This window comes from Mycobacterium gordonae, from assembly GCF_002101675.1.
GTDB lineage: Bacteria > Actinomycetota > Actinomycetes > Mycobacteriales > Mycobacteriaceae > Mycobacterium > Mycobacterium gordonae.
Genome location: NZ_LQOY01000029.1, coordinates 1 through 25,842 on the forward strand (window position 1 = coordinate 1; position 25,842 = coordinate 25,842).

At 69.3% G+C, this 25,842-nt stretch carries 19 protein-coding genes and 1 pseudogene; 11 read left to right on the plus strand and 9 right to left on the minus strand.

Annotated features, from left to right (window positions below):
• From AWC08_RS38940 to AWC08_RS05200, 3 genes are all read left to right on the plus strand, one after another.
• A partial coding sequence (locus tag AWC08_RS38940; RefSeq protein ID WP_159459961.1) for a PE family protein occupies nucleotides 1–3,262 on the plus strand: 3,262 nt, incomplete at its 5' end.
• A 50-nt stretch (nucleotides 3,263–3,312) separates the two neighbouring features.
• On the plus strand, nucleotides 3,313–4,473 hold the full coding sequence (locus tag AWC08_RS05195) for an FAD-binding oxidoreductase (RefSeq protein ID WP_069435402.1): 1,161 nt from the start codon (nucleotides 3,313–3,315) through the stop codon (nucleotides 4,471–4,473).
• Nucleotides 4,474–4,488: 15 nt separating this feature from the next.
• The gene (locus AWC08_RS05200) at nucleotides 4,489–5,379 is read left to right on the plus strand and encodes an aldose 1-epimerase (protein ID WP_069435401.1); all 891 of its coding nucleotides are present in this window, start codon (nucleotides 4,489–4,491) and stop codon (nucleotides 5,377–5,379) included.
• Nucleotides 5,380–5,465: 86 nt separating this feature from the next.
• Here AWC08_RS05200 and AWC08_RS05205 read toward each other — a convergent pair whose 3' ends face one another.
• From AWC08_RS05205 to dnaK, 4 genes are read right to left on the minus strand one after another with little or no spacing between them, the layout of a single operon-like run.
• Nucleotides 5,466–5,855: a heat shock protein transcriptional repressor HspR gene (locus AWC08_RS05205; protein WP_065133296.1), complete on the minus strand. Its 390-nt coding sequence runs from the start codon at nucleotides 5,853–5,855 to the stop codon at nucleotides 5,466–5,468.
• On the minus strand, nucleotides 5,855–7,024 hold the full coding sequence (gene dnaJ, locus AWC08_RS05210; RefSeq protein WP_065133295.1) for a molecular chaperone DnaJ: 1,170 nt from the start codon (nucleotides 7,022–7,024) through the stop codon (nucleotides 5,855–5,857). The genes AWC08_RS05205 and dnaJ overlap by 1 nt, the downstream gene beginning before the upstream one ends.
• Before the next feature lie 48 nt (nucleotides 7,025–7,072).
• On the minus strand, nucleotides 7,073–7,735 hold the full coding sequence (gene grpE / locus AWC08_RS05215; protein ID WP_065133294.1) for a nucleotide exchange factor GrpE: 663 nt from the start codon (nucleotides 7,733–7,735) through the stop codon (nucleotides 7,073–7,075).
• Nucleotides 7,732–9,600, minus strand: coding sequence for a molecular chaperone DnaK (gene dnaK / locus AWC08_RS05220; RefSeq protein WP_065133293.1), 1,869 nt, complete (start codon nucleotides 9,598–9,600; stop codon nucleotides 7,732–7,734). The genes grpE and dnaK overlap by 4 nt, the downstream gene beginning before the upstream one ends.
• A 262-nt stretch (nucleotides 9,601–9,862) precedes the next feature.
• Between dnaK and AWC08_RS05225 the strand changes: the two genes are divergently transcribed.
• Nucleotides 9,863–10,573, plus strand: coding sequence for a YoaK family protein (locus AWC08_RS05225; RefSeq protein ID WP_065133292.1), 711 nt, complete (start codon nucleotides 9,863–9,865; stop codon nucleotides 10,571–10,573).
• An 11-nt stretch (nucleotides 10,574–10,584) separates the two neighbouring features.
• On the opposite strand, the gene ngg is transcribed toward AWC08_RS05225, so the two are convergent.
• On the minus strand, nucleotides 10,585–12,360 hold the full coding sequence (gene ngg, locus AWC08_RS05230; protein WP_065133291.1) for an N-acetylglutaminylglutamine synthetase: 1,776 nt from the start codon (nucleotides 12,358–12,360) through the stop codon (nucleotides 10,585–10,587).
• A 91-nt stretch (nucleotides 12,361–12,451) separates the two neighbouring features.
• Here ngg and AWC08_RS05235 point away from each other — a divergent pair, with 91 nt between their 5' ends.
• Both AWC08_RS05235 and AWC08_RS05240 read left to right on the plus strand, forming a co-directional pair.
• On the plus strand, nucleotides 12,452–13,087 hold the full coding sequence (locus AWC08_RS05235) for a TetR/AcrR family transcriptional regulator (RefSeq protein WP_065133290.1): 636 nt from the start codon (nucleotides 12,452–12,454) through the stop codon (nucleotides 13,085–13,087).
• A complete protein-coding gene (locus AWC08_RS05240; RefSeq protein WP_065133289.1) occupies nucleotides 13,084–13,749 on the plus strand; it encodes an enoyl-CoA hydratase-related protein in 666 nt (221 codons plus the stop codon). Before AWC08_RS05235 ends, AWC08_RS05240 begins: the two co-directional genes overlap by 4 nt.
• On the opposite strand, the gene AWC08_RS05245 is transcribed toward AWC08_RS05240, so the two are convergent.
• Nucleotides 13,727–14,851, minus strand: coding sequence for a DUF4185 domain-containing protein (locus AWC08_RS05245; protein ID WP_065133288.1), 1,125 nt, complete (start codon nucleotides 14,849–14,851; stop codon nucleotides 13,727–13,729). The genes AWC08_RS05240 and AWC08_RS05245 overlap by 23 nt on opposite strands.
• A gap of 59 nt (nucleotides 14,852–14,910) precedes the next feature.
• On the opposite strand from AWC08_RS05245, the gene AWC08_RS05250 reads away from it, so the two are divergent.
• The 5 genes from AWC08_RS05250 to AWC08_RS05270 all read left to right on the plus strand — a co-directional run bounded on the left by AWC08_RS05250 (nucleotide 14,911) and on the right by AWC08_RS05270 (nucleotide 20,596).
• Nucleotides 14,911–16,326 carry an amino acid permease gene (locus AWC08_RS05250; RefSeq protein WP_065133287.1) on the plus strand — a complete coding sequence of 472 codons (1,416 nt, stop codon included), beginning with the start codon at nucleotides 14,911–14,913 and terminating at the stop codon, nucleotides 16,324–16,326.
• A 105-nt stretch (nucleotides 16,327–16,431) separates the two neighbouring features.
• Entirely contained in the window at nucleotides 16,432–16,998 is a 567-nt protein-coding gene (locus AWC08_RS05255; RefSeq protein ID WP_082986243.1) for a hypothetical protein, read from the plus strand.
• A gap of 351 nt (nucleotides 16,999–17,349) precedes the next feature.
• Complete coding sequence (locus tag AWC08_RS36980) at nucleotides 17,350–18,033, plus strand: hypothetical protein (RefSeq protein ID WP_085087484.1); 684 nt, start codon at nucleotides 17,350–17,352, stop codon at nucleotides 18,031–18,033.
• An 86-nt stretch (nucleotides 18,034–18,119) separates the two neighbouring features.
• Nucleotides 18,120–18,674 (plus strand): oligopeptide transporter substrate-binding protein, encoded by a 555-nt coding sequence (locus tag AWC08_RS37325; protein WP_156803194.1) that lies wholly within the window; start codon nucleotides 18,120–18,122, stop codon nucleotides 18,672–18,674.
• A gap of 83 nt (nucleotides 18,675–18,757) precedes the next feature.
• Nucleotides 18,758–20,596, plus strand: a complete 1,839-nt coding sequence (locus tag AWC08_RS05270; protein ID WP_069435385.1) for an Hsp70 family protein — start codon at nucleotides 18,758–18,760, stop codon at nucleotides 20,594–20,596.
• On the opposite strand, the gene iniC is transcribed toward AWC08_RS05270, so the two are convergent.
• From iniC to AWC08_RS38945, 3 genes and pseudogenes are all read right to left on the minus strand, one after another.
• On the minus strand, nucleotides 20,593–22,089 hold the full coding sequence (gene iniC, locus AWC08_RS05275) for an isoniazid-induced dynamin-like GTPase IniC (protein WP_069435384.1): 1,497 nt from the start codon (nucleotides 22,087–22,089) through the stop codon (nucleotides 20,593–20,595). The genes AWC08_RS05270 and iniC overlap by 4 nt on opposite strands.
• A complete protein-coding gene (locus AWC08_RS05280; protein WP_069435383.1) occupies nucleotides 22,086–23,927 on the minus strand; it encodes a dynamin-like GTPase family protein in 1,842 nt (613 codons plus the stop codon). Before AWC08_RS05280 ends, iniC begins: the two co-directional genes overlap by 4 nt.
• A 100-nt stretch (nucleotides 23,928–24,027) precedes the next feature.
• Nucleotides 24,028–25,842 (minus strand): annotated as a pseudogene (locus AWC08_RS38945) (IniB N-terminal domain-containing protein); the annotation flags it as partial.

Below are 25,842 nucleotides of genomic sequence, written 5' to 3' on the forward strand. Positions count from 1 at the left end.
GGGCGGCAAAGGCGGCGCCGGCGGCCAGGGCGGCAACGGCATCACCGGCACCAACAGCACCGGTGGCACCGGCGGCACCGGCGGAGCCGGGGGCGCAGCCGGCACTGGAGGTGCAGCAGGTACCGGCGCCGGCGCGGGCGCCACCGACGGAGCGGCGGGCACCGGAGGGGCAGGCGGCCGCGGCGGCGACGGCGGCACCGGCGCCAACGGCACCCAGGCCACCCTCGCCGACGGCAGCGACGCCACCGGCTACGCCGGCGGCGCCGGCGGCCAGGGCGGCCAAGGCGGCACCGCCGGAGCCGGTGGGATCAACGGCGCCGGCGGCCAGGGCGGCAAAGGCGGCGCCGGCGGCCTGGGCGGCAACGGCATCACCGGCACCAACAGCACCGGCGGCACCGGCGGAGTCGGCGGAGCCGGGGGCGCAGCCGGCGCCGGCGGCGACGCCGGACAGGGCCAAGGCGCCACCGGCACCTCCGGCGTGGCTGGCACCGGCGGCACCGGCGGCGCCGGCGGCCAGGGCGGCACCGGCACCACAGGTGCGGACGGCACCACCGCGGGAGCCACGGGCGGGACCGGCTACGCCGGCGGCGCCGGTGGCCGGGGCGGTCAAGGCGGCGCCGCAGGGCTCGGCGGCACCAACGGCAACGGCGGCTCAGGCGGCCAGGGCGGGACGGGTGGCACCGGCGGCACCGGCGGCGCCGGGCTGCAAGGAACGGCCCCCGCTGCCGGTGGTGCCAGCGGCCAGGGTGGTCAGGGCGGCCAGGGTGGTAGCGGCGGGCAAGGCGGGGAAGGCGGACAAGCAGGCACGGGCGCCGGCGCAGCGGCCAACGTCGGCGGCGGCGGCACCGCCGGCACGGGGGGCACGGGAGGGTCCGGAGGCCAGGGAGCAGCGGCCACCGCCACCGACGGTCCGGGCACCGGCGGCACCGGCGGCACCGGCGGCAGCGCCGGCCAAGCCGGAACCGGTGCAACTCTGGGCAATGCGGGCAAGGGCGGTACCGGCGGACAAGGTGGCCAGGGCGGCACCGGTGGCGCCGGAACGAACGCCGCTCAATTCGCCTTCGGGGCCACCGGAGGCGCCGGCTCGCAAGGCGGCGTCGGCGGCGCAGGCGGCACCGGTGGCACCGCAGGCTTTGGTGGAACCAACGGTGACGGAGGCCAGGGCGGAACCGGCGGCCAAGGGGGAACCGGCGGCACCGGCGGCGCCGGTGCGCAAGGCATCGCCCCCGCCGCAGGCGGCGCCCTCGGTCAAGGTGGCCAGGGCGGCGACGGAGGCACCGGAGGACAGGGCGGCCAGGGCGGCCAGGCCGGCGCCGGCGCCGGCGCAACCGGCAGCAGCGGCAAGGGCGGCACGGCCGGCACCGGCGGCACCGGCGGTACCGGCGGCCAAGGAGCCAGCGCGTCCAGCACCAAGAGCCCCGGCATGGGAGGCACGGGCGGTACCGGCGGCGCGGCCGGCACCGCCGGCACCGGGTCCACCGTCGGCAACGCAGGCGCTGGCGGCACCGGGGGGCAAGGCGGTCAGGGCGGCACCGGTGCCACCGGTACCGCTGGCACCGCCCCAGCCGGCGCGGGTAGCACGGGCTTCCAGGGCGGTGTGGGCGGCACCGGTGGTACGGGTGGCTCCGCAGGCGTCGGCGGCATCAACGGCGACGGCGGCCAGGGTGGTCAGGGCGGCCAAGGCGGCCAAGGCGGCACCGGCGGCGGTGGCGCGTTCGGGACCATCCCGGCCGGCGGCGGTACCTCCGGACAAGGCGGTCAGGGCGGCACCGGCGGAATCGGCGGGCAAGGCGGGCAGGGTGGGCAAGCCGGGACCGGAGCAGGCGCAGCCGGCCAGCTCGGCAACGGCGGAAACGCCGGCACCGGAGGAACAGGTGGCACCGGCGGCCAAGGCGCAACCGGTACCACGACCCAAAACCCAGGGACCGGCGGCACAGGGGGCACCGGTGGTACACCGGGAACCGCCGGATCCGGCAAGGCGCCCGGCAACGCCGGAGCAGGGGGCACCGGCGGCCAGGGCGGCCAAGGCGGTACCGGCGCCACCGGCAGCACTGGCACCACGCCCGGCGGCACAGGCGGCAACGGGCTCGTTGGCGGTTTGGGCGGCCAAGGCGGCACGGGAGGGGTGGGCGCCGTCAACGGTGACGGCGGTCAGGGCGGCCAAGGCGGCACCGGCGGTACCGGCGGTACCGGCGGAGCGGGGGCGCACGGAACCACACCGGCGGGTGGTGGCACCAGCGGTCAGGGTGGCCTCGGTGGCGTCGGCGGACAAGGCGGTCAAGGCGGCCTAGGTGGTGCGGCAGGCGGCATCGGCGCCAAGGCCGGCAACGGTGGCACCGCCGGCACCGGTGGCACCGGCGGCACCGGCGGGACCGGTGCGGCGGCAACCACCACGGCTGCCGCCGGCACCGGGGGAACCGGAGGAACGGGCGGGGCCATCGGCACCCCGGAAGCCGGCGGTGCCGCCGGCACTGCCGGTACCGGCGGGACGGGTGGTGCCGGCGGTGCCGGCGCCAACGGAAACAGCAATGCCAACGGCGGCACCGGCGGGGCGGGTGGCGCCGGTGGGTTCGGCGGCAGCAACGGGACGGGCGGCACCGGGGGCACCGGCGGCAATGGCGGCGCCGCCGGCAGCGCCACCGGACCAAACAATTACACCGCCACGGCCAACGGCGGCAAAGGGGGCAGTGGCGGCTCCGGGGGCTCCGGCTACATCGGAGGAACCGGTGGAACTGGGGGTGAGGGCGGGTATGGCAGCAGCAGCTACACGCACGCCTCCGGCGGCGACGGGGGCAACGGCGGTGACGGCGGCGTTGGCGTTGCGCGTGGTGGTGAAGGCGGCAGGGGCGGCGCGGGCTTCTACGGCGGTGCCGCAGTGGTGCCGGGAAGCGGAGCAGCGATACCGAACGGCGCCCCGGGTGGAAACGGTGGGCGGGGCGGTGATGGCGGTGCCGGGCTCAATGGACCGGGCGGGGACGGCGGCGACGGGGGAACAGGCGGTATCAGCGGCGCTGGCAGCAACGGCGGAAACGGCGGTGCGGGGGGCACCGGCGGCGACGGCAGCGGCACCAACGGGGCAGGTGGTACCGGTGGCCGAGGCGGTATCGGCGGCTTCGGTAACTCGCAAGGCGGTAACGGTGGCGTCGGCGGCGACGGGGGCACCGGCACCGGTGGGGCGGGTCAAGCCGGCCAGAACCCGTCGCCACCCAGCGGTCAGAACCCTGGCTTCGGTGGCGCCGGCGGCGCCGGCGGGCCCGCGTAAGGCATCCGGGAGCCTAACTCGACCGCCATACGCGCTTAGAATCGGCGTCCGTGGGGCTCGAGGACAAGGAGGCGTTGCAGGTTCTCCGCGACGCGTTCCGTCCGGAGGACACCGAGCTGGTGCACCGCTTCTACACCCAGTGGTTCGCCCTGGACACCACGGTTCGCGACCTGTTCCCGCCCGAAATGAGCGGCCAGCGCGCGGCTTTCGCTCAGGCGATGCACTGGTTGTACGGCGAGCTCGTCGCCCAGCGGGCCGACGAACCGGTGGCCTTCCTGGCGCAGCTGGGCCGCGATCACCGCAAGTACGGCGTGCAGCCGGCGCACTACCAGACGCTGCGCCGCGCCCTCTATTCAACGCTGCGCCGCCACCTCGGCGACGCATGGACCGGCGCGGTCCAGGAGGCCGCCGACCAGTCGCTGAACCTGTTCACCGGCGTCATGAGCGGCGCCGCCGACTCCGACGACGCGCCCGCCTGGGTGGACGGCACGGTCATCGAACACAACCGGGTGTCCCGCGACCTCGCGGTTATCCGGCTTCGCCTGGACCGCCCCCTGCACTACCACCCCGGGCAGTACGTCAACGTGCAGATCCCGCAGTGCCCGCGCCGCTGGCGCTACCTGTCCCCCGCCATCCCCGCCGACCCGGACGGCGGCATCGAGTTCCACGTCCGCGTGGTGCCCGGCGGCCTGGTCAGCAACGCGATCGTCGGAGAAACCCGGCCCGGCGACCGGTGGCGGCTATCCGGCCCGCACGGCGGCCTGCGGGTCGACCGTGACGGCGGAGACGTGCTGATGGTTGCGGGCAGCACCGGCCTGGCTCCGATGCGGACGCTCATCATGGATCTGAGCCGCTACGCCGTCAACCCGCGGGTGCATCTGTTTTTCGGCGCGCGCTACCGCTGCGAGCTCTACGATCTGCGCACGTTGTGGCAGGTCGCGGCGCACAATCCGTGGCTGTCGGTCTCGCCAGTGTCGGAGTACAACAACGACCCGGCCTGGGCCGCTGACTACCCCGACGTGTCGCCACCGCGGGGACTGCACGTGCGCCAGACGGGCCGGCTGCCGGAGGTGGTCACCAGGTACGGCGCCTGGGGCGACCGGCAGATTCTGATCTGCGGGGGTCCCGACATGGTTCGCGCGACGAAGGCCGCGTTGATCGCCAAAGGCGCGCCGCCGCAGCACATTCAGCACGATCCTCTGTCCCGCTGATACCTAGGAGGGCCGATGCACGTCGTCACCCTGCGCGACCCGTCGTCATCGGTGGCGGCGCAATTCGTGCCTGAGGCCGGCATGATCGGCACCTCGCTGACCGACGCGGGAGTGGAGCTACTCGGCCAACGACGCGGCCTGCAGGCCTACCTCGGCGCCGGCAAGACGATGGGCCTGCCCATCCTCTATCCGTGGGCCAATCGGCTGAGCGGCAATGAATATGTGGCAGAGGATGTTTCGGTGACACTGCGGCCCGGCGAAAACGGTGTCCGTGCCGACCCGTCGGGTCTTCCGATCCACGGCGTGCTCGCCGCATATCCCGGCTGGCGGGTGACCACCGAATCGGTGAACGAGTTGGCCGCCGAGCTCGATTTCGGAGCCGATCCCGTTCTGCTGGCCAGCTTTCCGTTTCCGCACCGACTCGCCATGCAGGTCCGGCTGCAAGAGCGGACGTTGAGCGTACGGACCACGGTGACCGCGACGGGTGACCGCGCGGTGCCGCTATGTTTCGGCTATCACCCGTACCTACAGCTGCCCGGCACCCACCGCGCGGACTGGTTGATCGAGACGCCGCCGCTACGCCACGCAGCGCTGGATCAACATGGCCTGCCAACCGGCGACACAGACAGCCTGCCGGGCGGGTCACAACGTTTGGGCGACAACACGTTTGACGATCTGTACGACCAGGTCGCCGACGGCGCGGTGTTCGCGGTCAGCGCGGGCGGCCGACGCATCCAGGTGCACTTCGAGCAGGGCTACCCCGCGGCGCAGATCTTCGCGCCGCCCGGCGAGGACGTCATCTGCTTCGAGCCGATGGCCGCCGCGACGGATGCCTTGCGCCGCGGCGGCTACCGTTCCGCGGCGTTGGGCGAGTCGGCAAGCGCCGTATTTTCCATCAGAATCTGAAAGCCCGGGGATTCGGCGCGGCTACCGGCGCAAGTTGATGGCGCCGTTCGCTCGCCCGCTACGCGGGCTCCGCTCACCGGCGCAGCTCACCGGCGCGAGCGCGGCTGCCAGACGACGAGCGCGGTGCTCTTGGGCACCACCGCGACCTCGCGGCGCTGGTTGGCGCGCAACACGGCCAGCTCCTCGGCCATCTCCTTGAGCCTGGACTGCAGCGCCTCGACCTGATTGGTCAGCTCGATGATGCGCTTGATGCCCGCAAGGTTGACGCCCTCGTCCTGCGAGAGGCGCTGCACCTCGCGCAGCAGGTTCACGTCGTGCTCCGAATACCGGCGCCCACCACCGGCGGTGCGCTGGGGGCTGACCAGGCCGAGCCGGTCGTAGGTGCGCAGGGTTTGCGCATGCATACCGGCCAGCTCGGCCGCCACCGAAATGAGAAAGGTCCGAGATGACTCGTTCTTCTTCGAACCCGAGGCCATCAGCGGTTACCTGCCCATCCTGCCCGGGGGTCGAAACCACTGGCGCGTTCGGCCGCCGCATAGGCTTCCAGCGCGTCCTGGGCGGCACCCTCCACGTTCGGCGGGACCGCCACCTTGACGGTGACGAGCAGGTCGCCACTGCCACCGCTGCGCTTGGGCACACCGCGTCCACGCACCCGCAGGATGCGGCCGTCCGCAGTGCCCTTCGGCACCCGAACACCAACCTTGCCGTCCAGCGTGGGCACCGAAAGTGTTGAGCCCAAAGCTAATTCGGTGAAGCTGACCGGCACGGTCACGGTGAGGTCGTCGCCGTCGCGGCCGAACACCTTGTCCGGGCGCACATGCACGGTCACATAGAGGTCGCCCGACGGAGCGCCGCGCAACCCTGCCTCGCCCTGGCCGGCCAGCCTGATCCGCTGGCCGTCCTCGACGCCCGGTGGGATCCGCACGTTGATGGTCCGGGTGCGGGTGGTGGCGCCGTTGCCGCCACACTCCTCACAGGGATGCTCGATGATCGAGCCGCTGCCCCGGCATTCGGTGCACGGCTCAGAGAAACCGAATGCGCCCTGGTTGCGGCTGATGACGCCCGCGCCGTTGCAGTTCGGGCACACCTTCGGGCTGGTGCCCGGACGCGCGCCACTGCCATGGCAGTTGGTGCACGGCGCCGGGCTGGTCAGCCGCAGCGGCATTGCCACACCCTTGGCGGCCTCGACGAAATCCAGTTCCGTCTCGGTCTCCAGGTCGTTGCCGCGGCGCGGCCGGCTGGGCCGGGTGGTGCCACCCCGCCCGAACAGGCCGCCGAACAGGTCGCCGATGTTGGCGCCGCCGGACCGGCCGGCGGCGTCGAACAAGTCGTTCAGGTTGAACTCGGCGCCATCACCACCTCCGCCGAAGCCGCCGAAGTTACCCGCATCGAACCGACGGCCACCAAAGCCGCCGCCGGCGAACAGCCGGCGGGTTTCGTCGTACTCTTTGCGTTTCGCTTCGTCAGACAAGACGCTGTACGCCTCAGAGACAGCCTTGAACCGTTCGGCTCCGGCGGGGTTCTTGTCCGGATGCAGATCGGACGCCAGCTTGCGGTACGCGGTCTTGATCTGCTTGGCGTCGGCATCGGAGGGGACGCCGAGCTCTTTGTAGAAGTCTTTTTCGACCCATTCACGCTGAGCCATACCGCGTCACCTCCTTACCTTCCTCGTTGCTTCTGTTGATTCTGTGCTCTAGTCACCGGTGCCGTCGGTGTTATCGCTCGTGTCGGCCGGCCCGGTTTCCGGGGCTGATGCGTTCGCGTTGTCGCCTGGTCCGTCCGGAACGGTCTCGACGACGGCAACCAGCGCGTTGCGCAGGACGTGCTCGCCCAGCTGGTAGCCCTGTCGCATTACCGTTCCGATCACGGGCTTGGCGTCTTGGCCACCGGTGCCCTCGTGTTGCACGGCCTCGTGCAGCACCGGGTCGAAGTCCTCGCCTTCTTCACCGAATGGCTTGAGCCCCAGTCCGGTCAACACGTTCATCAGCTTGTCGGCCACGGCCTTGAGCGGACCGGATTCCAGATCACCGTGCTTGCGCGCCCGCTCGATGTCGTCCACCGCATGCAGCAGTTCACCGACCACGGCGGCCCTGGCCCGATCGGCCGCGGCCTGTTGGTCGCGCATCGCCCGCTTGCGGTAGTTGGCGAAGTCCGCCTGCACCCGTTGCAGGTCGGCGGTCAGCTCCGCCACCTTCTCCGACGAGCGGGCGTCCGACGAGCCGGCCCCACCGGCGGGCGCTGCCGGCTCTCCCGGCGCCGTGGCGCCGGGAGAGGCCTGCCGCACCTCACCAGTCTCGGGATCGATCCGCCGTTTGTCGGTGACCGTCACCGGTTCTTGTGGGAAGTCGTCGGTCACTTGGACTCCCGGTCGTCGTCGACCACCTCCGCGTCCACGACGTCGTCCGAACCACCCTGGTCGAACCCGCCACCGGGCGCTCCGCCACCGGCGGCGGCACCCTCGGCCTGGGCGGCCTCGTAGATCGCCTGTCCGAGTGCCTGGGATTCCTGGCCCAGCTTCTCCATCGCGGACTTGATCGCGCTGATGTCGTCGCCGCCCAGAGCCGTCTTGGCCTCGGCCACCGCGGCTTCCACCTTGCTCAAGGTGTCCTCGGGAACCTTCGAACCGCCTTCGGCTTCGCGCTGTTCCTTGACGAACTTCTCCGTCTGGTAGACCAGCGTCTCGGCCTGGTTGCGAACGTCGGCCTCCTCGCGACGCTTGCGGTCCTCGTCCGCGTGCGCTTCGGCCTCCTTGATCATCCGGTCGATCTCTTCCTTGGAGATGCCTGAGCCCTCCTGGATACGGATCGTGTTCTCCTTGCCGGTGCCCTTGTCCTTGGCCGTGACGTGCACGATGCCGTTGGCGTCGATGTCAAAGGTGACCTCGATCTGGGGCACCCCGCGCGGAGCCGGGGCGATACCGGTCAACTCGAAGCTGCCGAGCAGCTTGTTGGCCGAGGCGATCTCACGCTCACCCTGGTAGACCTGGATCTGCACCGACGGCTGGTTGTCGTCGGCCGTGGTGAAGGTCTCCGACCGCTTGGTCGGGATGGTGGTGTTGCGCTCGATGAGCTTGGTCATCACGCCGCCCTTGGTCTCGATACCCAGGCTCAGCGGCGTAACGTCAAGCAGCAGAACATCTTTCACCTCGCCCTTGAGGACACCGGCCTGCAGCGCGGCGCCCACGGCGACGACCTCGTCCGGGTTGACGCCCTTGTTGGGCTCCTTGCCGCCGGTCATCTCCTTGACCAGATCGGTCACCGCAGGCATACGGGTCGAACCGCCCACGAGCACCACGTGGTCGATGTCGCTCACCGAGATGCCGGCGTCGGCGATCACCGACTGGAACGGCTTGCGGGTGCGGTCCAGCAGATCTTGGGTGATGCGCTGGAACTCGGCCCGGGTCAGCTGCTCGTCGAGGAACAACGGGTTCTTGTCCGCGTCGACGGTGATGTAGGGCAGGTTGATCGAGGTGCTCTGCGAGCTGGACAGCTCGATCTTGGCCTTCTCGGCGGCTTCGCGAAGCCGCTGCATGGCCATCTTGTCCTTGGTCAGGTCGATGCCACTGGTGCCCTTGAACTTCTCCACCAGCCAGTCGACGACGCGCTGGTCCCAGTCGTCACCACCGAGGTGGTTGTCACCGCTGGTGGCACGCACCTCGACCACGCCTTCGCCGATCTCGAGCAGCGAGACGTCGAAGGTACCGCCGCCGAGGTCGAAGACCAGGATGGTCTGTTCCTTCTCGCCCTTGTCCAGGCCGTAGGCCAGCGCGGCCGCGGTCGGCTCGTTGACGATGCGCAGCACGTTGAGGCCGGCGATCTGGCCGGCGTCCTTGGTCGCCTGACGCTGGGCGTCGTTGAAGTAGGCGGGGACGGTGATGACGGCGTCCGCGATGTCCTCGCCCAGGTACGCCTCGGCGTCCCGCTTCAGCTTCTGCAGCACCCGGGCGCTGATCTCCGGCGCCGAGTATTTCTTGTCATCGATGTCCACGGACCAGTCCGTGCCCATGTGCCGTTTGACCGAGCGGATGGTGCGGTCAACATTGGTGACCGCCTGGTTCTTGGCGGGCTGGCCAACCAGCACTTCGCCGTTGCGCGCGAACGCGACGACGGATGGAGTCGTCCTTGAGCCCTCGGAGTTAGCGACGACGACGGGGTCGCCACCCTCCAGAACCGCGACGACGGAGTTGGTGGTCCCGAGGTCGATGCCGACCGCACGAGCCATAGTGATTCCTCCTGAATGTGTAGAGCTTCTGTGTTGCACTATGCTGAGTGAACCCCGCTCAAGACTGCTCCGGTCGACGGCCTGCTGTCAACTCAGACTTGAGTCTGATTCACTCAACTTGTCGATCATGCTAACGGCACTGTCGCGAACTTTGTTCCCGGGGGCCCTGAATTCGCTATGAAGCGGCGACAAGCGGCGCTTCGCCCTTTGACCTGATTGTTAGACTTCAGCGAAGTATCTGCTTTGGGGGAAGCAATCAATCATGTCCGCGCAAAGCCGCATGCTCGCGTACAGCTCACTGCTCGCTATGAACGCCGGCTGGGTGAACGCGGTGGCCATCCTGATCATGGCTGTCCCAGTCGGGAATCTGACCGGAATCACCACCCAGATCGGAATGGACAGGGCGCACCCGTGGCGCTACGAAAGTCATGTCCTGCTGGCGATTCTGGCGGGGTTTCTCATCGGAGCGGCAATCGCCGGGGCCCTGCTGGCGTCCAAGCGCGTTCCCATCGGCAACCGCCACGCCGCAGTGCTGGCCATCCAGGCGACCTTGCTGCTGCTTGCCGCCGCCGGCATTGAAGAATCCGACGTCAAGTCCCTGATCCTCGGCTCCGGCATCGAGGAGACCGCGGTACAGGCACTGCTCGCGGCGTCCGCGCTCGGCCTGCAAAACGGGCTGACCTCGAGCTTTCGCGGAATGGCCGTGCGCACCACCCATTTCACCGGAACCGTCACCGACCTCGGACTGATGCTGGGCCGCAGCCGCCAGGAGGGCATCGACAAGTGGAAGGCCGCGATCCTGTCCGCGACGCTGCTGCTGTTTCTCACCGGCGCGGTCGCCGGGTTGATTGCCGGCGCCCGCATCGGCGGTCACGCCCTGATCGTTCCATCGGCGATCTGCCTGGTGCTGGCCGCCGTCAGCATCGTGCGCAGCCGGCGGCGCCGCCTTCAGGCCGGCGGTGTGCTCGCCTAGGCGGAAACGGCCTAAGCGTCTGCGCGCGACTCCGCCGGAGTCCATGGCAGCGGCGGGCGGGGCTGTCCAGGAAACAGGAAGTCGACGAACGCCGCGACCGTGGGTTGCGGCTCATGGTTTGCCAGCCCGGGCCGCTCGTTGGCCTCGATGAAGGCGTAGTCGGGAGAGGTGACATCGGGGACGAGTAGGTCGATGCCGGCCACCGGTATGCCGATCACCTCGGCCGCCTTGACGGCCACCCGGCACAGTTCTTCGTTCACCCGGCCGGTCACGTCGTGCAACTTTCCGCCCTGATGCAGATTGGCGGTGGCGCGTACCCGCAGCACGGTTCCTTCGGGCAGCACGTCGTCCAGCTGCCAGCCCTCGTTGGCGACCGTCTCGCGCGCCAGGTCATCTAGCGGGATGCGGGACTCACCGTCGGTGGCGGCCGAACGTCGTCGGCTCTCGGCCTCGATCAATTGGCGCACGCTGTGCTTACCGGTGCCGATGACCTCAGGTGGCATCCGCAGCGCGGCCGCTACCACCCGGCCGTCGATCACCACCAACCGCAGGTCGTCGCCATGCGCCCGCTTTTCGATCAGCACCTCCGGGTGCTGCTCCCTGGCTCGCGCCAACGCCGCGGCAAGCGCTTCTCGACCCTGCTCGGCAGTCACTCCGACGGTGATGCCTTTGCCCTGCTCGCCACGGCAGGGTTTGACGACACCCTCGCGTATTTCCTCGAGGAACGCATAGTCGTCGTCGTCGAAGCTGGCCAGCCGCGCCGAGGGAACCACAATGCCCGCCGCTTTGACCAGGCGCCGGGTCAAGCGTTTGTCGTCACAACGGCACATCGCGATCGCCGAGGTGTACTCGGACAGCGACTCGCGGGTGACGACGGTACGGCCGCCGTGGGAGAGCCGCATCTCGCCCGTTTCGGCGTCCAGCACCTCGACCCGGATGCCGCGGCGAAGAGCCTCTTCGGCGATGATCCGCGCGTAGGGGTTGAGGTCGTCCACGGTTTCCGGCGGCGCGGTGAACAACGGCTCGTTGATGGTGTTCTTCCGTTTGATCACCAGTACCGGTACGCGGCGGAAGCCGATCTTCTCGTAAAGGGCAATGGCACCGTCGTTGTCGTGGGCGACCGACAGGTCGAGATACGCCCGTCCGGCTCGACGGAAGCGATCGGCCATCGCGTGGGTAAGGGCCTCCCCGATGCCCGGCAGGGCGGCGCCCGGGTCGACTGCGAGGGTCCACAGGCTCGCGCCTCGCTCGGGATCCGAGAACAGCACCTCGTGATCGACACCCGTGACGGCCCCAATCACCGCGCCGTCGTCGTTGCGCACGGCGATCAGGTAAATCACCGCGTCGTGATGCAGGTGGTTGCGCCAGATCACCTCGACCGGCGCCGGAACCATTCCACACCGTACGAAGATCCGGTTCATGTCATCGGCTTCGGCCTCGGACTGCAGGGGCCGAACCGTGATGCCCTGGGGAGGCGGAGCCGGTTCTGTCGGTTCGCTGAAACGCAGACGATAGGTGTGGCTGGGGTCGATGAACAGTTCAGCCGGTGCCTGCGCGACGACGATGTGCGATTCGGGTGCGTAGATGCAGATGTCACGACGCCCCGGCGCTTCTTTCCGCAAGACCTCCACGAGCGCGCCGGTGTCGCCGAACGTTTGACCGAAAATGATTCGGCCCCAGCCCATTTCGAGCTCGACATGCGGCTTCATCGTCTCGGCGAGGTGCGGCCGCGAGACGTCGTGGAGGTTGAGGGTGATCGCCTCGGGATGGTCTTCTGCGGGTTCCATAGTCGGCGTTGTTTACCCATTTTCCCGGGGATTGATCACCGATCGCGCAGCTGCGGTAATAATAGAGCAAGCGCTCTGTTACTATGACCGGATGCCGCGCCCTCGCGTACACGACCCGGACCACGTGCTCGACGCAGCCGAGTCGTTGGCCGTCGCCGCGGGCCCGGCCGCGGTGACCATCCGCGCGATCAGTTCGACCGTCGGCGTCTCCAACGGCGCGCTATACCACACCTTCGGGTCGCGAGCCGGGCTGCTGGCACGGGCCTGGATCCGCGCCGGGCGCCGCTTTCTGCGGGCACAGAACGCACTGGTCGACGCGGCGCTCGCGGCGCCGGGCCCAGATGCCGGCATCGAGGCCGTGGCGGCCGCCGCCGACGCACCGGCGGCCTTCGCCGAGCAGTATCCCGACTCCTGCCGGCTGCTGCTCACCACGCCGCGGGAAGCCCTGCTCGAACCTGAGCTACCCGACGAGATCACCGCTGAGATAGCCGATCTCGAGGCGCAGCTGATCAACCTGATGATCCGGCTGGCGCGCAGCGTCTGGGACCGCGAAGACGGCGCCGCGGTGGACACCATCACGATCTGCATCGTCGACCTGCCGACCGCCATCCTGTTGCGGCGCAACCGCTTGCACAGTCCCACAGCACGCCAACAGCTGCGCGCCGCGGTGCGCGCCGTCCTGCAAACCGAGCCCCCTGCTCATCAACCCGGAAGGAAAACTCCATGACCATCAGCCTGCGCTACGACGAGAAGATCGCGGTCCTCGACCTCGGCGACGACGAAAACCGGTTCTCCCCAGCGTTTCTCGACGACGTCAACGCCCATCTCGACGACATTGAGGCCAGCGGTGCGCATGCGTTGGTCACCACCGCGGCCGGTAAGTTCTACACCAACGGGCTGGATCTGGACTGGCTCGGTGCGCACCCGGAGCAAACGCAGTGGTACGTGAGCCGGGTGCAGGATCTGCTGGCCCGCGTTCTCGTCCTGCCCATGCCCAGCGCGGCGGCCATCGTGGGCCACGCCTTCGGCGCGGGAGCAATGCTGGCCGTGGCACACGACTTTCGCGTGATGCGCGCCGACCGTGGGTTCTTCTGCTTCCCCGAGGCGGACATCAACATCCCGTTCACGCCCGGCATGGCAGCCTTGATTCAGGCGAAACTCACCCCGCAGGCAGCGGTCGCCTCGATGACCACGGGGCGCCGCTTCGGTGGCGCCGACGCCGCCGACATCGGGATCGTCGACGCCACCGCGGGCGAGGGCGCGGTAACGTCCGCCGCCGTGGAATTGCTTCGCCCGCTGGGCAGCAAGGACCGCGGCACCCTTGGCGCGATCAAACAGACCATGTTCGGCACCGCGGCGCAGACGCTCAGGTCACTCGCCGACGGCTGACGTTGGCGATCACCAGTTGGGTGTTGTACGGCGCACCGAATGGCACCCCGTAGCGGTCGGATTGTGTATTCCATTGGCTGGCAAAGATCCTCATCCGCTCGAGGGTGGAGCCGGGAACGATATAACCGCCGTAGTTCTGGGCCACGAAGTTCGGGCCGTCCGGGTCGCTCTGCTGCAGCAGCACCGTCGCAGTGCCCTGACTGAAGATGTCGGTGGGTCGGTCGGCGACCCAAATTTCGACGGCGCCGTCGTGGCCACCACGAACGTTGAATCCCGCCAGCACGGCGCAATCGTCGACCTCCCGGAAACTCAGCTCACCAAAAGCCGTCGGGCTGAGAACGACTGCGTCCTGTCCGGGCGCGCCCCAGCCCATGCCGCCGTCGGACCGTCGCACCCGGGGCCGCCACGAGGAACGGTCGGTGAAGGTGCGGGGGTGCGCCCGGTACAGGGTCACCCCGCGGCTGCGGTCGAACGAGTCGGCGGCGATGTAGACGTGGCCGTCCGCTGCTTGATAGCCGCTGATCTGCGACTGCCCGCCGTCGGCATAGTCGCCGGGACGCCATGACCCCTTCACCGGCTTCCAGCCTCTGGCGGGCCGATCGGTCACTTCCACCAGCCAGGACCCGCCGTCGGTGCGCAGGTACTTGGTGCCCACCACCAGCATGTAGGTCCGCTCACCGACCAGGACACTGCCCGATGGCAGCGTGTTCATGCCGCGGGCCTGCCGCGGTGGGACGAAGAGCGGGTTGTGGCTGCCGCTGGGCCCGGTCAGGGGCGCACCGAAGTGTGGGTGGCCCGCGTCGTCGAAACTCACCGGCACCGCGACCGACGGGTAGTGCGGGTGGCTGCCCACCTTGTCACCGCCGAACGCGTCCCCGAATACGGCCACATACGACCCGTCGGGCAGCTCGACGACCTCGCCCAGGTCCACCGCACCGATCCCGGGTATCCCCACCGCAGCGCCCGTCCCGGCAACCGGACCGAGATTGCGCACCTCACCGCAGCGCATGCCTACAGTCTCGTCACGATCAGTGCCAGCAGCGCGCGCACCGCCGCGCTGGTCGGGCGTGTCGCCGATGTTGCCACGCACAGCCGCCAGCACAGATCCTGACTGGTGGCCTGTGAACTGCCGGCCCGGCGAGCGTGGGATAGCCTGTCGCGATGGCAACGCCCGCACGCGCGCTGGACCGCGAAGACGCGGGCTATCACAAGGCGCTCAAGAATCGGCAGATACAGATGATCGCCCTGGGCGGCGCCATCGGAACGGGGTTGTTCCTGGGCGCCGGGGGCCGACTCGCCTCGGCCGGTCCGGGATTGTTCATCGTCTTCGGCATCTGCGGAGTCTTCGTTTTCCTGATACTGCGTGCGCTCGGTGAGCTGGTGCTGTACCGCCCGTCGTCGGGCTCGTTCGTGTCGTACGCACGCGAATTCTTCGGCGAGAAAGTCGCTTTCGCGGCCGGCTGGATGTATTTCCTCAACTGGGCCATGACCGGGATCGTGGACACCACCGCGATCGCGCAGTACTGCCGCTACTGGAAGGTGTTTCAGGTCGTCCCGCAGTGGACGCTGGCACTTATCGCGCTGATTGTCGTCGTGTCGATGAACCTCATCTCGGTCAAGCTGTTCGGCGAACTGGAGTTCTGGGCCGCCCTGGTCAAGGTGCTGGCGCTGGTGACGTTTCTGATCGTCGGCACGGTCTTCCTGGCGGGACGCTTCAAAGTGGACGGACACGACACCGGGTGGTCACTGTGGAGCAGCCACGGCGGCCTGTTGCCGACCGGCCCGCTGTCCCTGCTGCTCGTCACCTCGGGCGTTGTATTCGCTTATGCAGCAATCGAACTCGTGGGCATCGCGGCCGGGGAGACCGCGGAACCGGAAAAGGTCATGCCGCGCGCCATCAACTCGGTCGTGTTCCGGATTGCGGTCTTCTACATCGGCTCGACGGTCCTACTCGCCCTATTGCTGCCCTACACCGCCTATAAGGACGGCGAGAGCCCGTTCGTGACGTTCTTCAACAAGCTCGGGATCTCCTGGGGCGACGATGTGATGAACCTGGTGGTGCTCACCGCCGCGCTGTCGAGTCTGAACGCGGGCTTGTATTCCACCGGCCGGATCCTGCGGTCGATGGCGATCAACGGCAGCGGCCCGAAGTTCACCGCGCCGATGTCCAAGAACGGCGTCCCCTTCGGCGGCATCCTGCTCACCGCGGGGATCGGCTTGTTCGGCATCGCACTCAACGCCGTTACGCCCAAGCACGCCTTCGAAATCGTGCTACACATCGCCGCGACCGGCGTCATCGTGGCCTGGGCGACGATCGTCGCATGCCAGCTGCGCTTCCACCGGCTGGCCGGAACCGGCGACGTGGAACGCCCTGAGTTCCGCATGCCGCTGTCGCCGTACACCGGATGGATCACGCTGGCTTTCCTGGCAGGTGTGCTGGTGCTGATGATGTTCGACAAGGTGTATGGCCGCTGGATGCTGGCCGCAATGGCGTTCGGTATCCCGGCGCTCATCGGTGGCTGGTTTGCGGTGCGGGGCCGGGTACGCGACACCGCGGCCGAAGCCGCCGCGGAATAACGCTTTGCCATCGGCGCCGTTCCAAGCGCGCGTCACTGCAATGACTTGGCTGTCACCGTGCGTAGTCTGACTTCCTGATATCAGTCAGGTCCGGGGAGTAGTACGTTGCGGTTATTGCACAAGGCCGGGTGGGTTCCGCTCGCCGTTGCCGTGCTCATTGCCGGATGCACCACCACCGTCGACGGCAGGCCGGTGGCCAGCCCCGGTGGCCGGGGCCCGGCCGAACCGACCTTCCCGACGCCCAAGCCCAGTGCGGCACCGCCGCCGGCGCCGACGAATCCCATCGCGCTTCCACCTACCGGGCCCCCGTCCACCAACCCGACGCCCGGCACCATCACTCTCAAGCCCGACGACAACGGTTACGTTTTCATCGAAACCAAATCGGGCATGACGCGCTGCCAGATCAACAAGGAAAGCGTGGGCTGCGAGGCGCCGTTCACCAACTCGCCCCTGAAGGAAGGCGAGCACGCCAACGGTGTCCGTATCACCTCCGCCGGCGACGTGCAGTGGGTGCTCGGTAACCTCGGCGCGATCCCCACCGTCACCATCGACTACAAGACGTACGACGCCCAGGGCTGGACCATCGTCGCCACCAAAGAGGGCACCCGCTTCTCCAACAACGGCACTGGTCACGGCATGTTCGTCAGCATCGACAAGGTCGACACCTTTTGAGCGGACCGCCAGGCGCCTGGGACAACCAGGCGATCGGTGGTGTGGCGAGCCCGTCGCATAAACGAAGTCTCGAGTCAGAGAACGCACCGATGCAGCGACGTCGCGTCATGTGACTGACCGCGTCCCGGCAACGCTGGGTGCGACGCAGTTCGAAACCGGTGTGGGGGGAAGCCCGAATGCTGCGTGTATGAACAGAATTGGCGGGCGCCACCCGTTCGACTCCATGACGGCGTCCGCTCCGCGAGGTTCCGCGAAATCGCGTCGCGCGTGCGGGCGCGCCCGGTCCGGCAAATCCGTCACATCCTCGCCCGCCCACGTTCGTGGTGCGGCGCGACCTATAACATCGGAGCCGTGGCACGTTATGGCCCACCAGACGACTTCAACAACCAGCCCACCCAATACGGCGGCTACGGCGGACAGCCGCCCCAGGGCCCGCCCCCCGGTGGGCCGCCTCAGGGCGGCCGCCCTCCGCAGGGCCCGCCGCCGGGTCCGCAGAATCAGCCCACCATCGAAGGCGCGCCGCCCGGCGGCACACCGCTGCAGAACCAGCCGACCGTGGAACACGGTCCGCCTCTGCAGTACCAGCCGACTGTGGAAGGCGCTGCGCCGGTGCAATACGACCAACTCGGGGCCGAGGATCCCGACGAGCAGGCTCAGCCGTGGTACCGCAAGCCGGTGACGCTGATCGGCTGGGCGATCCTTGTACTGATCCTGCTCGCCCTGATCGCCTACGGAGTCACCCAACTGCTCGGTGGCGACAAGAGCACCGGCCCGGCCCCCGGCACCACGTCGACGACGACCACCACGACCACCAGCGAGACGACCACGACCACCACCACGACCGAACCGACCACTACGACCACCGAACCGAGCACCACTCCGACGGCGGCTCCGCCGGCGAACCCGCCGCGCAACCAGCCGCCCGGCACCGCGCCCACGCAGCAGCCGACCCACCGGCCACATCTGCCGCAGCTGCCAGGGACCATCACGGTTCCGGGCGGTCCCACCATCACCCTGCCCAACCTGCCCCGTTAGGACTTGGTCAACATTCGATTGCTGATCGGTCACGGGCGGCGTGCGACGAGCGGCCTTGCTCGGCGTAACGAATACAGTCAGCGCCCGTGACGAGGTACGACCCGCCCGATTACGGCGCCAACGACCCGACGGCCTACGGCAACTACGGCTACGGGCCCGGCGGGGGCGGATACGGCCAGCCGGCCGGCGGCGGATACCCACCCGAACCGGAACCCGAGCCCACGCCGGGCTGGCGCAAGCCACTTGCCCTGGTGGGATGGGGCGTGCTGATCGCCGTCTTGATCGCGCTGATCATCTACGGGATCGTCCTGCTCGCCAGGGGTCGACCGAGCCCGGCAACGATCACCACGACCGTCACCACGGTGGCGCCGGCGACCACGACCACCACGGCGCCGAGCACCGCCCGGACAACCACAACCACAACGACCACCACCACGACAACAACCACCACCACCGAGACCACCAGCACGACGACCACTACGACCGAGCCCACCACCACGACCACGACGCCGACCACGACAAGCGCATCCCCCACCACCACGCCCGCCAATTCGCCGGCACCCGGAGCGATTCCCAGACTCCCATCACAGATCACGTTGCCCGCCATCCCTACCGTCATCAATCTGCCGCCGGGACTGTGACCCGGTCCGGCCCTCGCCGCGACGGCTAGGGTGGGGAACGGCCCCCGACCGCAGCGAGATGAAGGACGACGAAGGGTGTGGATATGAGCCAGCCGCTCGGGTTGTCGATCGGAGTGGCCAACCTGGTGGCTGCCCGCTCCGGCAGCGTCCCGGTCTCCCGCACACCGGTCGTGACGTTGTACGAGAACCGTCCGTCCGAGGTCGGGCTGCCCGAAGAGAATGAGAATCTGACCGAACCTGGCCTGGTACTGCGCGGGTTTGTAGAGCGGGTCGGGGATCCGGCGCCACTGGTCGCGGCCGACGGGACGAAGTACCTGGGGCAGGCGCTCACCATCGAAGCTCTGGAAGCGATGGCGCGCACGGTCGGTTACGGCAGGCCGATCACGGTCGCCGTCCCGGCGTACTGGTCAGAAACTCAAGTGGCCGCGTTGCGTCAGGAGCTGTTCGCCCAACCCGACCTGACGGCGCACGGCGGCACACCGACCCTGGTTTCCGACGCCACCGCGGCGCTGACCGCGGTCAAAGCCCGGCCCGGCTTCCCCAGGCAGGGCATCGTGGCACTGTGCGACTTCGGCGCCGGCGGCACCAGCGTCACGCTGGCCGATGCCGGATCTGGTATGCAGCAGATCGGCAGCACGGTCCGGCACAGCGAGTTCTCCGGCGATGATCTGGACCAGCTGATCCTCAATCATCTGCTGACCGTCTCCCCCAGCGTCGACAACGCCAACGTATCCGGCACCGCGACGTCGATGGGTTCGGTGACGCGGATGCTGAGCGCCTGCCGCGCCGCGAAGGAGCAGCTGTCTGCAGCGACGGTGGCGACCGTCGGGACCGGCACCGGCGGTGATCAGCGCCTGACCCGCAGCGAGTTCGAGCAACTCATTGCCCCACCGTTGGACCGGTTCCTCAGCTCTATCGGAGAAGTTCTGCAGCGCAACGGAATTGGGCAACTGTCCGGAGTGGCAATAGTCGGTGGCGGCGCCGCCATCCCGCTGCTCACCACCCGGATTTCCGAACGCCTGCAGATACCCGTCTTCACGACGGCGCAACCGCTGTTCGCCGCGGCCATCGGCGCGGCAACGCTCGGCGACGAACAGCTGTCCTCGGCGGGCGCGGTCACCGGAATCGGCCCCGCCGTGGGCCTGCCGACAAGCGTGATCGGCGCCGCCGTCGGTCCCGAAACGTTGGCGTCCCCCACGGCACCCGTGGACACCGAAGCGTTCCCCGACGGTTCCCGTCAGGAGACCGACCGGGCGCTGGCATGGTCGGAAGACAGCGGCACGGGGATGGAACCGGTCCCCTACACCGGACCTGCCGACTACACCGGCCCGGTCGAACCTCCGCCCGGCCCGCCCGCCCCTGACACCGGACAGGACCGCTACGCGGGTGAGCCGGAGGTCCCGCCCTGGTATCGGCGTCCAGCCATCCTGCTCAGCCTGGCGGGCGCGGCCGCGGCAATCATCCTTGCGGTGGTGCTGGCGCTGACGCTGCGGCCGACCAACGCCAAGCCGGTGGTCACCACATCGCAGCCGCCGCCCTTCACCACCGTCGTGACCGGCCCGGACAACAGCCCCACCGAGACGGTAGTCACCCCACCGCCCGTGACGGTGACCACCACGCCCTCGACCACCACCAATCCGCCAAGTACTACCGAGACCACGTCGACCACGTCGACGACCACGACGACCACGACGACCACGCAGCCCACCACCACGACCACTCAGCCGACGACGACCCAGCCGACCACCACTGCACAGACCACCACGCAGGCGCCGCCGACCACCACGCAAAAGCCGCCGACCACCACGGCAGCGCCGGTGGTAACCACCACCGCTGCACCCGCGCCCGCACCGGCACCCGCACCCGCACCCGCACCGGCACCGGCACCCGCGCCGGCACCCGCGCCCGCGCCGGCGCCCTAGCCCCGGCGCACCGGAAATTCGGCCAGCATCGCCTCGGCGCTGCGGACGGCCGCACGGCAGGCCCTGGTGGTGAACGGGTCGTTGAGCGGGTGCTCGGCGCGGCGGCGCCAATGTTGCGCTGCCGCGAAGGCCGCCCGGGAAACCTCCTGCGGATCGGCTCGGCACACTTGCGGGTCCAGGCCCAGTCTGCTGGCCGGGCCGGTACCTGCGCCGCCGATGATACGACGCAGCAGGACTACGTCCTCTTCCTTCAATGTCGTTGTGCGCGAGGATAATTGACTGAGCAGCCGGAGTTCTTCGAAGGCATGGGTGTCGGCCAGCAGCGGGTCGATGTCAGCGATGACATACGGCGTCGCCAGCACCGGATGCGCTTCGACAAACCGGCGCAACGTCACCAGCGCCGTGTGCGCCTTGAGCATGTCGGAGCGCTGCGCGAACTGCTGGTCGATGACATTACGCAGGGCAACCAGTCCGCTGCGCTCCAGCAACTCGTTGGCCAATCCCGACGCATCGGCGACACCGGCCGCCAGCACCGCGATGGAAATCCGGATGCCGAACATCCCGAATCGCTCCAATAGGTGTGCGCGGGTCGCCGCGTCCACGGGCAGCGGGCTGTCCGGTCGCACGAAGCGATCGACGCTCAGCAGCGCCCTGTTGAGCTCGGCGGCGTCAGAGCCGGCAAGCTTTTGCAGCGCGAGGAATTCGCTCTGACGCAGCGTGCGTGCTGTCATCGCAAGTAGACCCGAGACCGGAACCACCGCCTGACAGATGCCCGTCTGGTTCATCTCACTGGTGAACCGTTTGGCCACCTCACTGGCGGACAGCATCGCATCGATGCGTCCGGCGCCGATCTCGTCGGCCCGCGATGCCACTCCGATGATGCCGAGCGCACCCGCCGACCCGCCGACCAGCCCACCGATCTGCTTGAGCAACGCGATGTCGGCCGCGTTGAGGGTGCGCAACAAGAACACCACCGCATCCACTCGCGGCACCCCGTCCGGGGGGACGAGCAGTCGCAGCGTGCGTTCGGACGCATCCCGGGTCAACGACGACGTGCCCGGGGTGTCGATGATGGTGGCCTGCGTCAACTCCTGCGCGGGCCACTCGACATCCAGGTGGGCCACTTCCACCGGATTGAGGTTGCGCAAATCGAAGCTCAGCCCGTCGCGATGGGTGATGGGGACGTTGCTGCGCCGCCCGCCCTGATGAATCGCGGTCACCTTCGGTGTCGGGCCGTGCCGGAACCAGGTCACGATCCGGGTCGCCTCGGTCGCGTCGGTCGGCGCGATGTCGTCACCCACCAGCGCGTTGACCAGCGTCGACTTGCCCGCCTTGAGCGTACCTGCGAGCGCGATGCGGATCGGCTCGTTCAGCCGTGCGCCGATGCGCTCCAGTTCGTGGAAGACGTCCGGACGTTGCCGGTAGGCAGGTTCGCCCCGATAAGCCTGGATGGTTCCGCCCAGGATGGCGCGGACCCGATCGCTTGTGCTCACACTCGTCCTATGGTCGCCTGTGGCCGCAGTTTGTCTAAGTTTTCGATGACCTGGCGCAGGATGTCCAGTTGCCGCTCCAGTTCGCGGACCCTGGTGTCACGATCCACATCCTCTAGATGGGCAGCGGTCAAGGTGGCTTGCAGCGATTCGTTGAGCGAGCGGCTGAGTTCGTTGGCGATGTCGCGATAGTGGTCGCGCAGCTTGCGGTGGATGGTCTTGAGCCGGTCGCGGGACTCTTTGCCGACGACGAAGGAGACTTCGTCGACGAAGCGCCGGAGATTGGCCTTGGCCTCGGCGCGCGCCCGCAGCAGCCGACTCTGCTTTTCTTCCTTGTAGGCCATCCGGCCGAGCAATAGCCCGGCGCCCACCGAGACCGGGTTGAACAGGCCCAGGCCGGCCACCGATGACAGCATGCCGATCATCACCACACCGCCGTAGGAACCGCGAAGTCCCGAGAGGGCCTTTTGCCCCTTGCCCTGCGGCTTGGATTCCAGCTCCGCCAGCGCCTTGAGTTCATCCAAATTGGTGGCCATCAGGCGTGAGGTCAGCTCCGGCGACATCACCGAGTTCAGGCCGGCGTCGGCGAAGGAGCGGGCGACGTCGTCGGCCAGGGCCGCCGAACGCTGATAGGCCCAGACGAAGTTGTCGCCGACCGCGGTAGCGATCGCATCCTCGGCTTCGGCGCCGATCTCCGCCCACTGCAGGGTGGGATCGCAGGAATCGATCCGTTTCTCGATGTCGTCGGTGACGGCGCGGAAGCGGGCCCGCAGGTCATGGTCGACGTCATTGCTCACATCGGTGAAGCCGTCGTTGAGCACCTGCTGCCACAGCGCGGTCGCCTGCAGGGCGTTCTCCGCGTCGCGCTTGCGGCGCTGCAGATCATCCGCCAATCGGTCGCGCAATCCGGGGTCATTGACGGCGGCCAGTTCCGACCCGGCCTTGGTCGTCAATTGTGCTGCGGCAGAACGTATTTCACTGAGCACTTCGTCGCGCACCCGGTCGTTCTCGCGGGTGAGCACCTTCTCGCTGAGAAACTTGACGACGGCCGGGAAGTTGGATTCGTCGTTGAGTTCTTTGTCGTTGAGACTCACGGCATGGCTGCGTAGCAGCGACGAGACCGGGATGATCGGCATCGGCACGCGGGCGCGCTGCAGATGATTGGCGTTGGCGTTGACGATCTGACGCCAGTGCGGGTACAGGTCGGTCTTGGTGGCCACGATCACCCCGACCGGGCATATCTGGTGCGCCTTGCGCAAGAACCACATCTCGGGTTCGGTGAACTCCTGGCTGGCGTCGCTGACCATCAACATCGCGTCGGCGTCGGGCAGCAAACCCAGGGTCGCCGACAGGTGCGGCTGCCCGTGGCCGCCCACACCGGGGGTGTCGATGAACACCAGACCGCCTTGCAGCAGCGGGCTGGGTGCGCCGATCTCGACTCGCAACACGTGGCGTCCGCCCGCCTGCGGTGCGCGGCGCAGGTCGGCATTGATCTCTTCGACCGGGATGTCGACGGTCGTGGTTTCCCCGTTGGGCCCTGCCGCCAGGACCAGTCGAGCCGACGGTTGGGCACTGTAACTGACGATCGTGATCACCACGGTGGCCTCGTCGTCACCCACTCGTGCCACTGGAAGGTTCAGCAACGAGTTGAGCAGTTGACTCTTACCCTGTTTGAGCTGCCCGGCTATCACGACGCGGATGTGGGGGTCGGTGATCCGCTCCCGGGCCCGCCGCAAGCGCTGCGCCAGATCGCCGCGTCCGTGCAGCTCGGCGATCGCGATCGTGTGGTCGATCAGCTCGACGATCACGCTGACCCGACGCGGGTCATCGGGTTGTGCCACCGTGCTGCCCCACTTTCTTCCGGTCGCGTCCTGTCAGATCAACGTAGGCGTACAAACCGGCGGGGACCATCAAGGTCCCCGCCGGCTTGTGTTCGGGTTATCAGAACCCGTGGTGGTCGGCCGGGCCGTGCGACGCCGGCGGCTCGGTGTGCGCCGGCGGGGTGTGCGGTGCCGGGTCGTGACCGAACACCGACGGGCTCTGCGGCTCGTGGTGGGTTGGCTGCGGCTGCTCAACCGGCTGGTGCTGCTGCGGAGTGAACACCGGGCCGTGGTCGGCCGGAGCCGGGTGGGTCGGTGTGGGCGTCTCCGCAGGGGTCGGCGTGTGCGGCGCCGGCACGTTGATCACCGGTGGGTTCGCACCGCCGTGGCCGCTTGGGTCCGCCTGGCCACCGGGCGTCTGGATGACGGGGCCGTGGCCGCCACCGGCCGGGGGCGTCGTGCCGCCGGCTCCCGTGCCACCGCCTGTGATGACGGGTCCCTGCCCGGACGGGAAGGTCGGCCCGTGGTCACCTGGGGTGATACCGCCGCCGGCACCGGCGCCGGCGCCGCCGCCCGCACCAGCCGGTCCGGTACCAGCAGCGCCGCCCCCGCCGACGCCGCCACCCGCACCAGCGGGCCCGACACCACCAGCGCCGCCCCCGCCGACGCCGCCGCCGAGGGTGGTGCCTTCCTGCCCGAGGATGTCGCCGTGCCCGCCGGCGTTGGCGCCGCCGTGTGCCCCTGGCCCGGTGGCGACGCCGCCGGGTGCAGTGGCGGGGGTGGCCGGTCCGGTGGCCACGGTGCCGCCACCCGCTCCGGCAGCGGCAACACTGCCGGGACCGGCCTGGGCTCCGGCGCCGGCACCGGCCGTCCCCGAGACCCCGACCGGTTGCGTGGCGGGGTGCCCGGCCAGCGGCGTGTTTCCGCCGCCGCCGATGCCCAACCCAGCGCCACCGGCGGCTCCGGCCTGGCCACCTACGCCCACGCCGCCCATCGGACCTGCGACGTGCGGGGTGGCAGCACCATTGAGCGCCGCGCCTTCACTGGCGATCAGTCCCGCCTGGCTTCCTACGCCGGCGCCCAGCGCGGCGTTGCTGCCGGCGATGCCGCCGGCAGCGGCCGCATGTCCACCCAGAGCCGCCTGGCTGGCGAGACCGGCTTGGCCGGCGACACCGGCCTGGCCGACGAGACCCGCCTGACCTGCCATCCCGGCCTGACCCGCAAGGCCCGCCTGGCCCGCCATCCCGGCCTGGCCCGCGAGACCCGCCTGGCCAACCAGGCCCGCTTGCGCACCTGCAGCGGCGCCTGCCTGACCGCCGGCCGCGATCCCAGCCTGGGCGCCGACAGCTCCGCCGATCTGGCCGCCGGCGCCGATACCGCCACCTAAGCCACCACCGATTGCACCGCCCGCCTGGGCACCGGCGCCGATTGCTCCGCCGACCTGGCCACCGGCGCCTAGCGCACCGCCGACCTGGCCACCGGCGCCTAGCGCACCGCCGACCTGGCCACCAGCACCAACCGCGCCGCCGATGCCGCCACCAATGACGCCACCGGCCTGGCCACCGACCGCGCCGCCAACCTGACCACCAGCGCCAACCGCGCCGCCGACCTGACCACCAGCACCAACCGCGCCGCCGACCTGACCACCAGCACCAACCGCGCCGCCGACCTGACCACCGATGCCGCCACCAACCTGTCCACCGGCACCGATCGCACCGCCGACCTGACCACCAGCACCGACCGCGCCGCCGACCTGGCCACCGATCGCGCCACCGACCTGGCCACCGATGCCGCCGCCGATGGCGCCACCGGTCTGACCACCGATCGCACCACCAACCTGACCACCAGCGCCAACCGCGCCGCCGACCTGACCACCAGCACCGACCGCGCCGCCGACCTGGCCACCGATCGCGCCACCGACCTGGCCACCGATGCC

Bases quoted from the DNA above. Each gene is read 5' to 3' on its own strand.
- AWC08_RS05200 (WP_069435401.1), top strand. From the start codon at position 4,489: ATGCACGTCGTCACCCTGCGCGACCCGTCGTCATCGGTGGCGGCGCAA.
- AWC08_RS05205 (WP_065133296.1), bottom strand. From the start codon at position 5,855: ATGGCCTCGGGTTCGAAGAAGAACGAGTCATCTCGGACCTTTCTCATT.
- dnaJ (WP_065133295.1), bottom strand. From the start codon at position 7,024: ATGGCTCAGCGTGAATGGGTCGAAAAAGACTTCTACAAAGAGCTCGGC.
- dnaK (WP_065133293.1), bottom strand. From the start codon at position 9,600: ATGGCTCGTGCGGTCGGCATCGACCTCGGGACCACCAACTCCGTCGTC.
- AWC08_RS05225 (WP_065133292.1), top strand. From the start codon at position 9,863: ATGTCCGCGCAAAGCCGCATGCTCGCGTACAGCTCACTGCTCGCTATG.
- ngg (WP_065133291.1), bottom strand. From the start codon at position 12,360: ATGGAACCCGCAGAAGACCATCCCGAGGCGATCACCCTCAACCTCCAC.
- AWC08_RS05235 (WP_065133290.1), top strand. From the start codon at position 12,452: ATGCCGCGCCCTCGCGTACACGACCCGGACCACGTGCTCGACGCAGCC.
- AWC08_RS05240 (WP_065133289.1), top strand. From the start codon at position 13,084: ATGACCATCAGCCTGCGCTACGACGAGAAGATCGCGGTCCTCGACCTC.
- AWC08_RS05250 (WP_065133287.1), top strand. From the start codon at position 14,911: ATGGCAACGCCCGCACGCGCGCTGGACCGCGAAGACGCGGGCTATCAC.
- AWC08_RS05270 (WP_069435385.1), top strand. From the start codon at position 18,758: ATGAGCCAGCCGCTCGGGTTGTCGATCGGAGTGGCCAACCTGGTGGCT.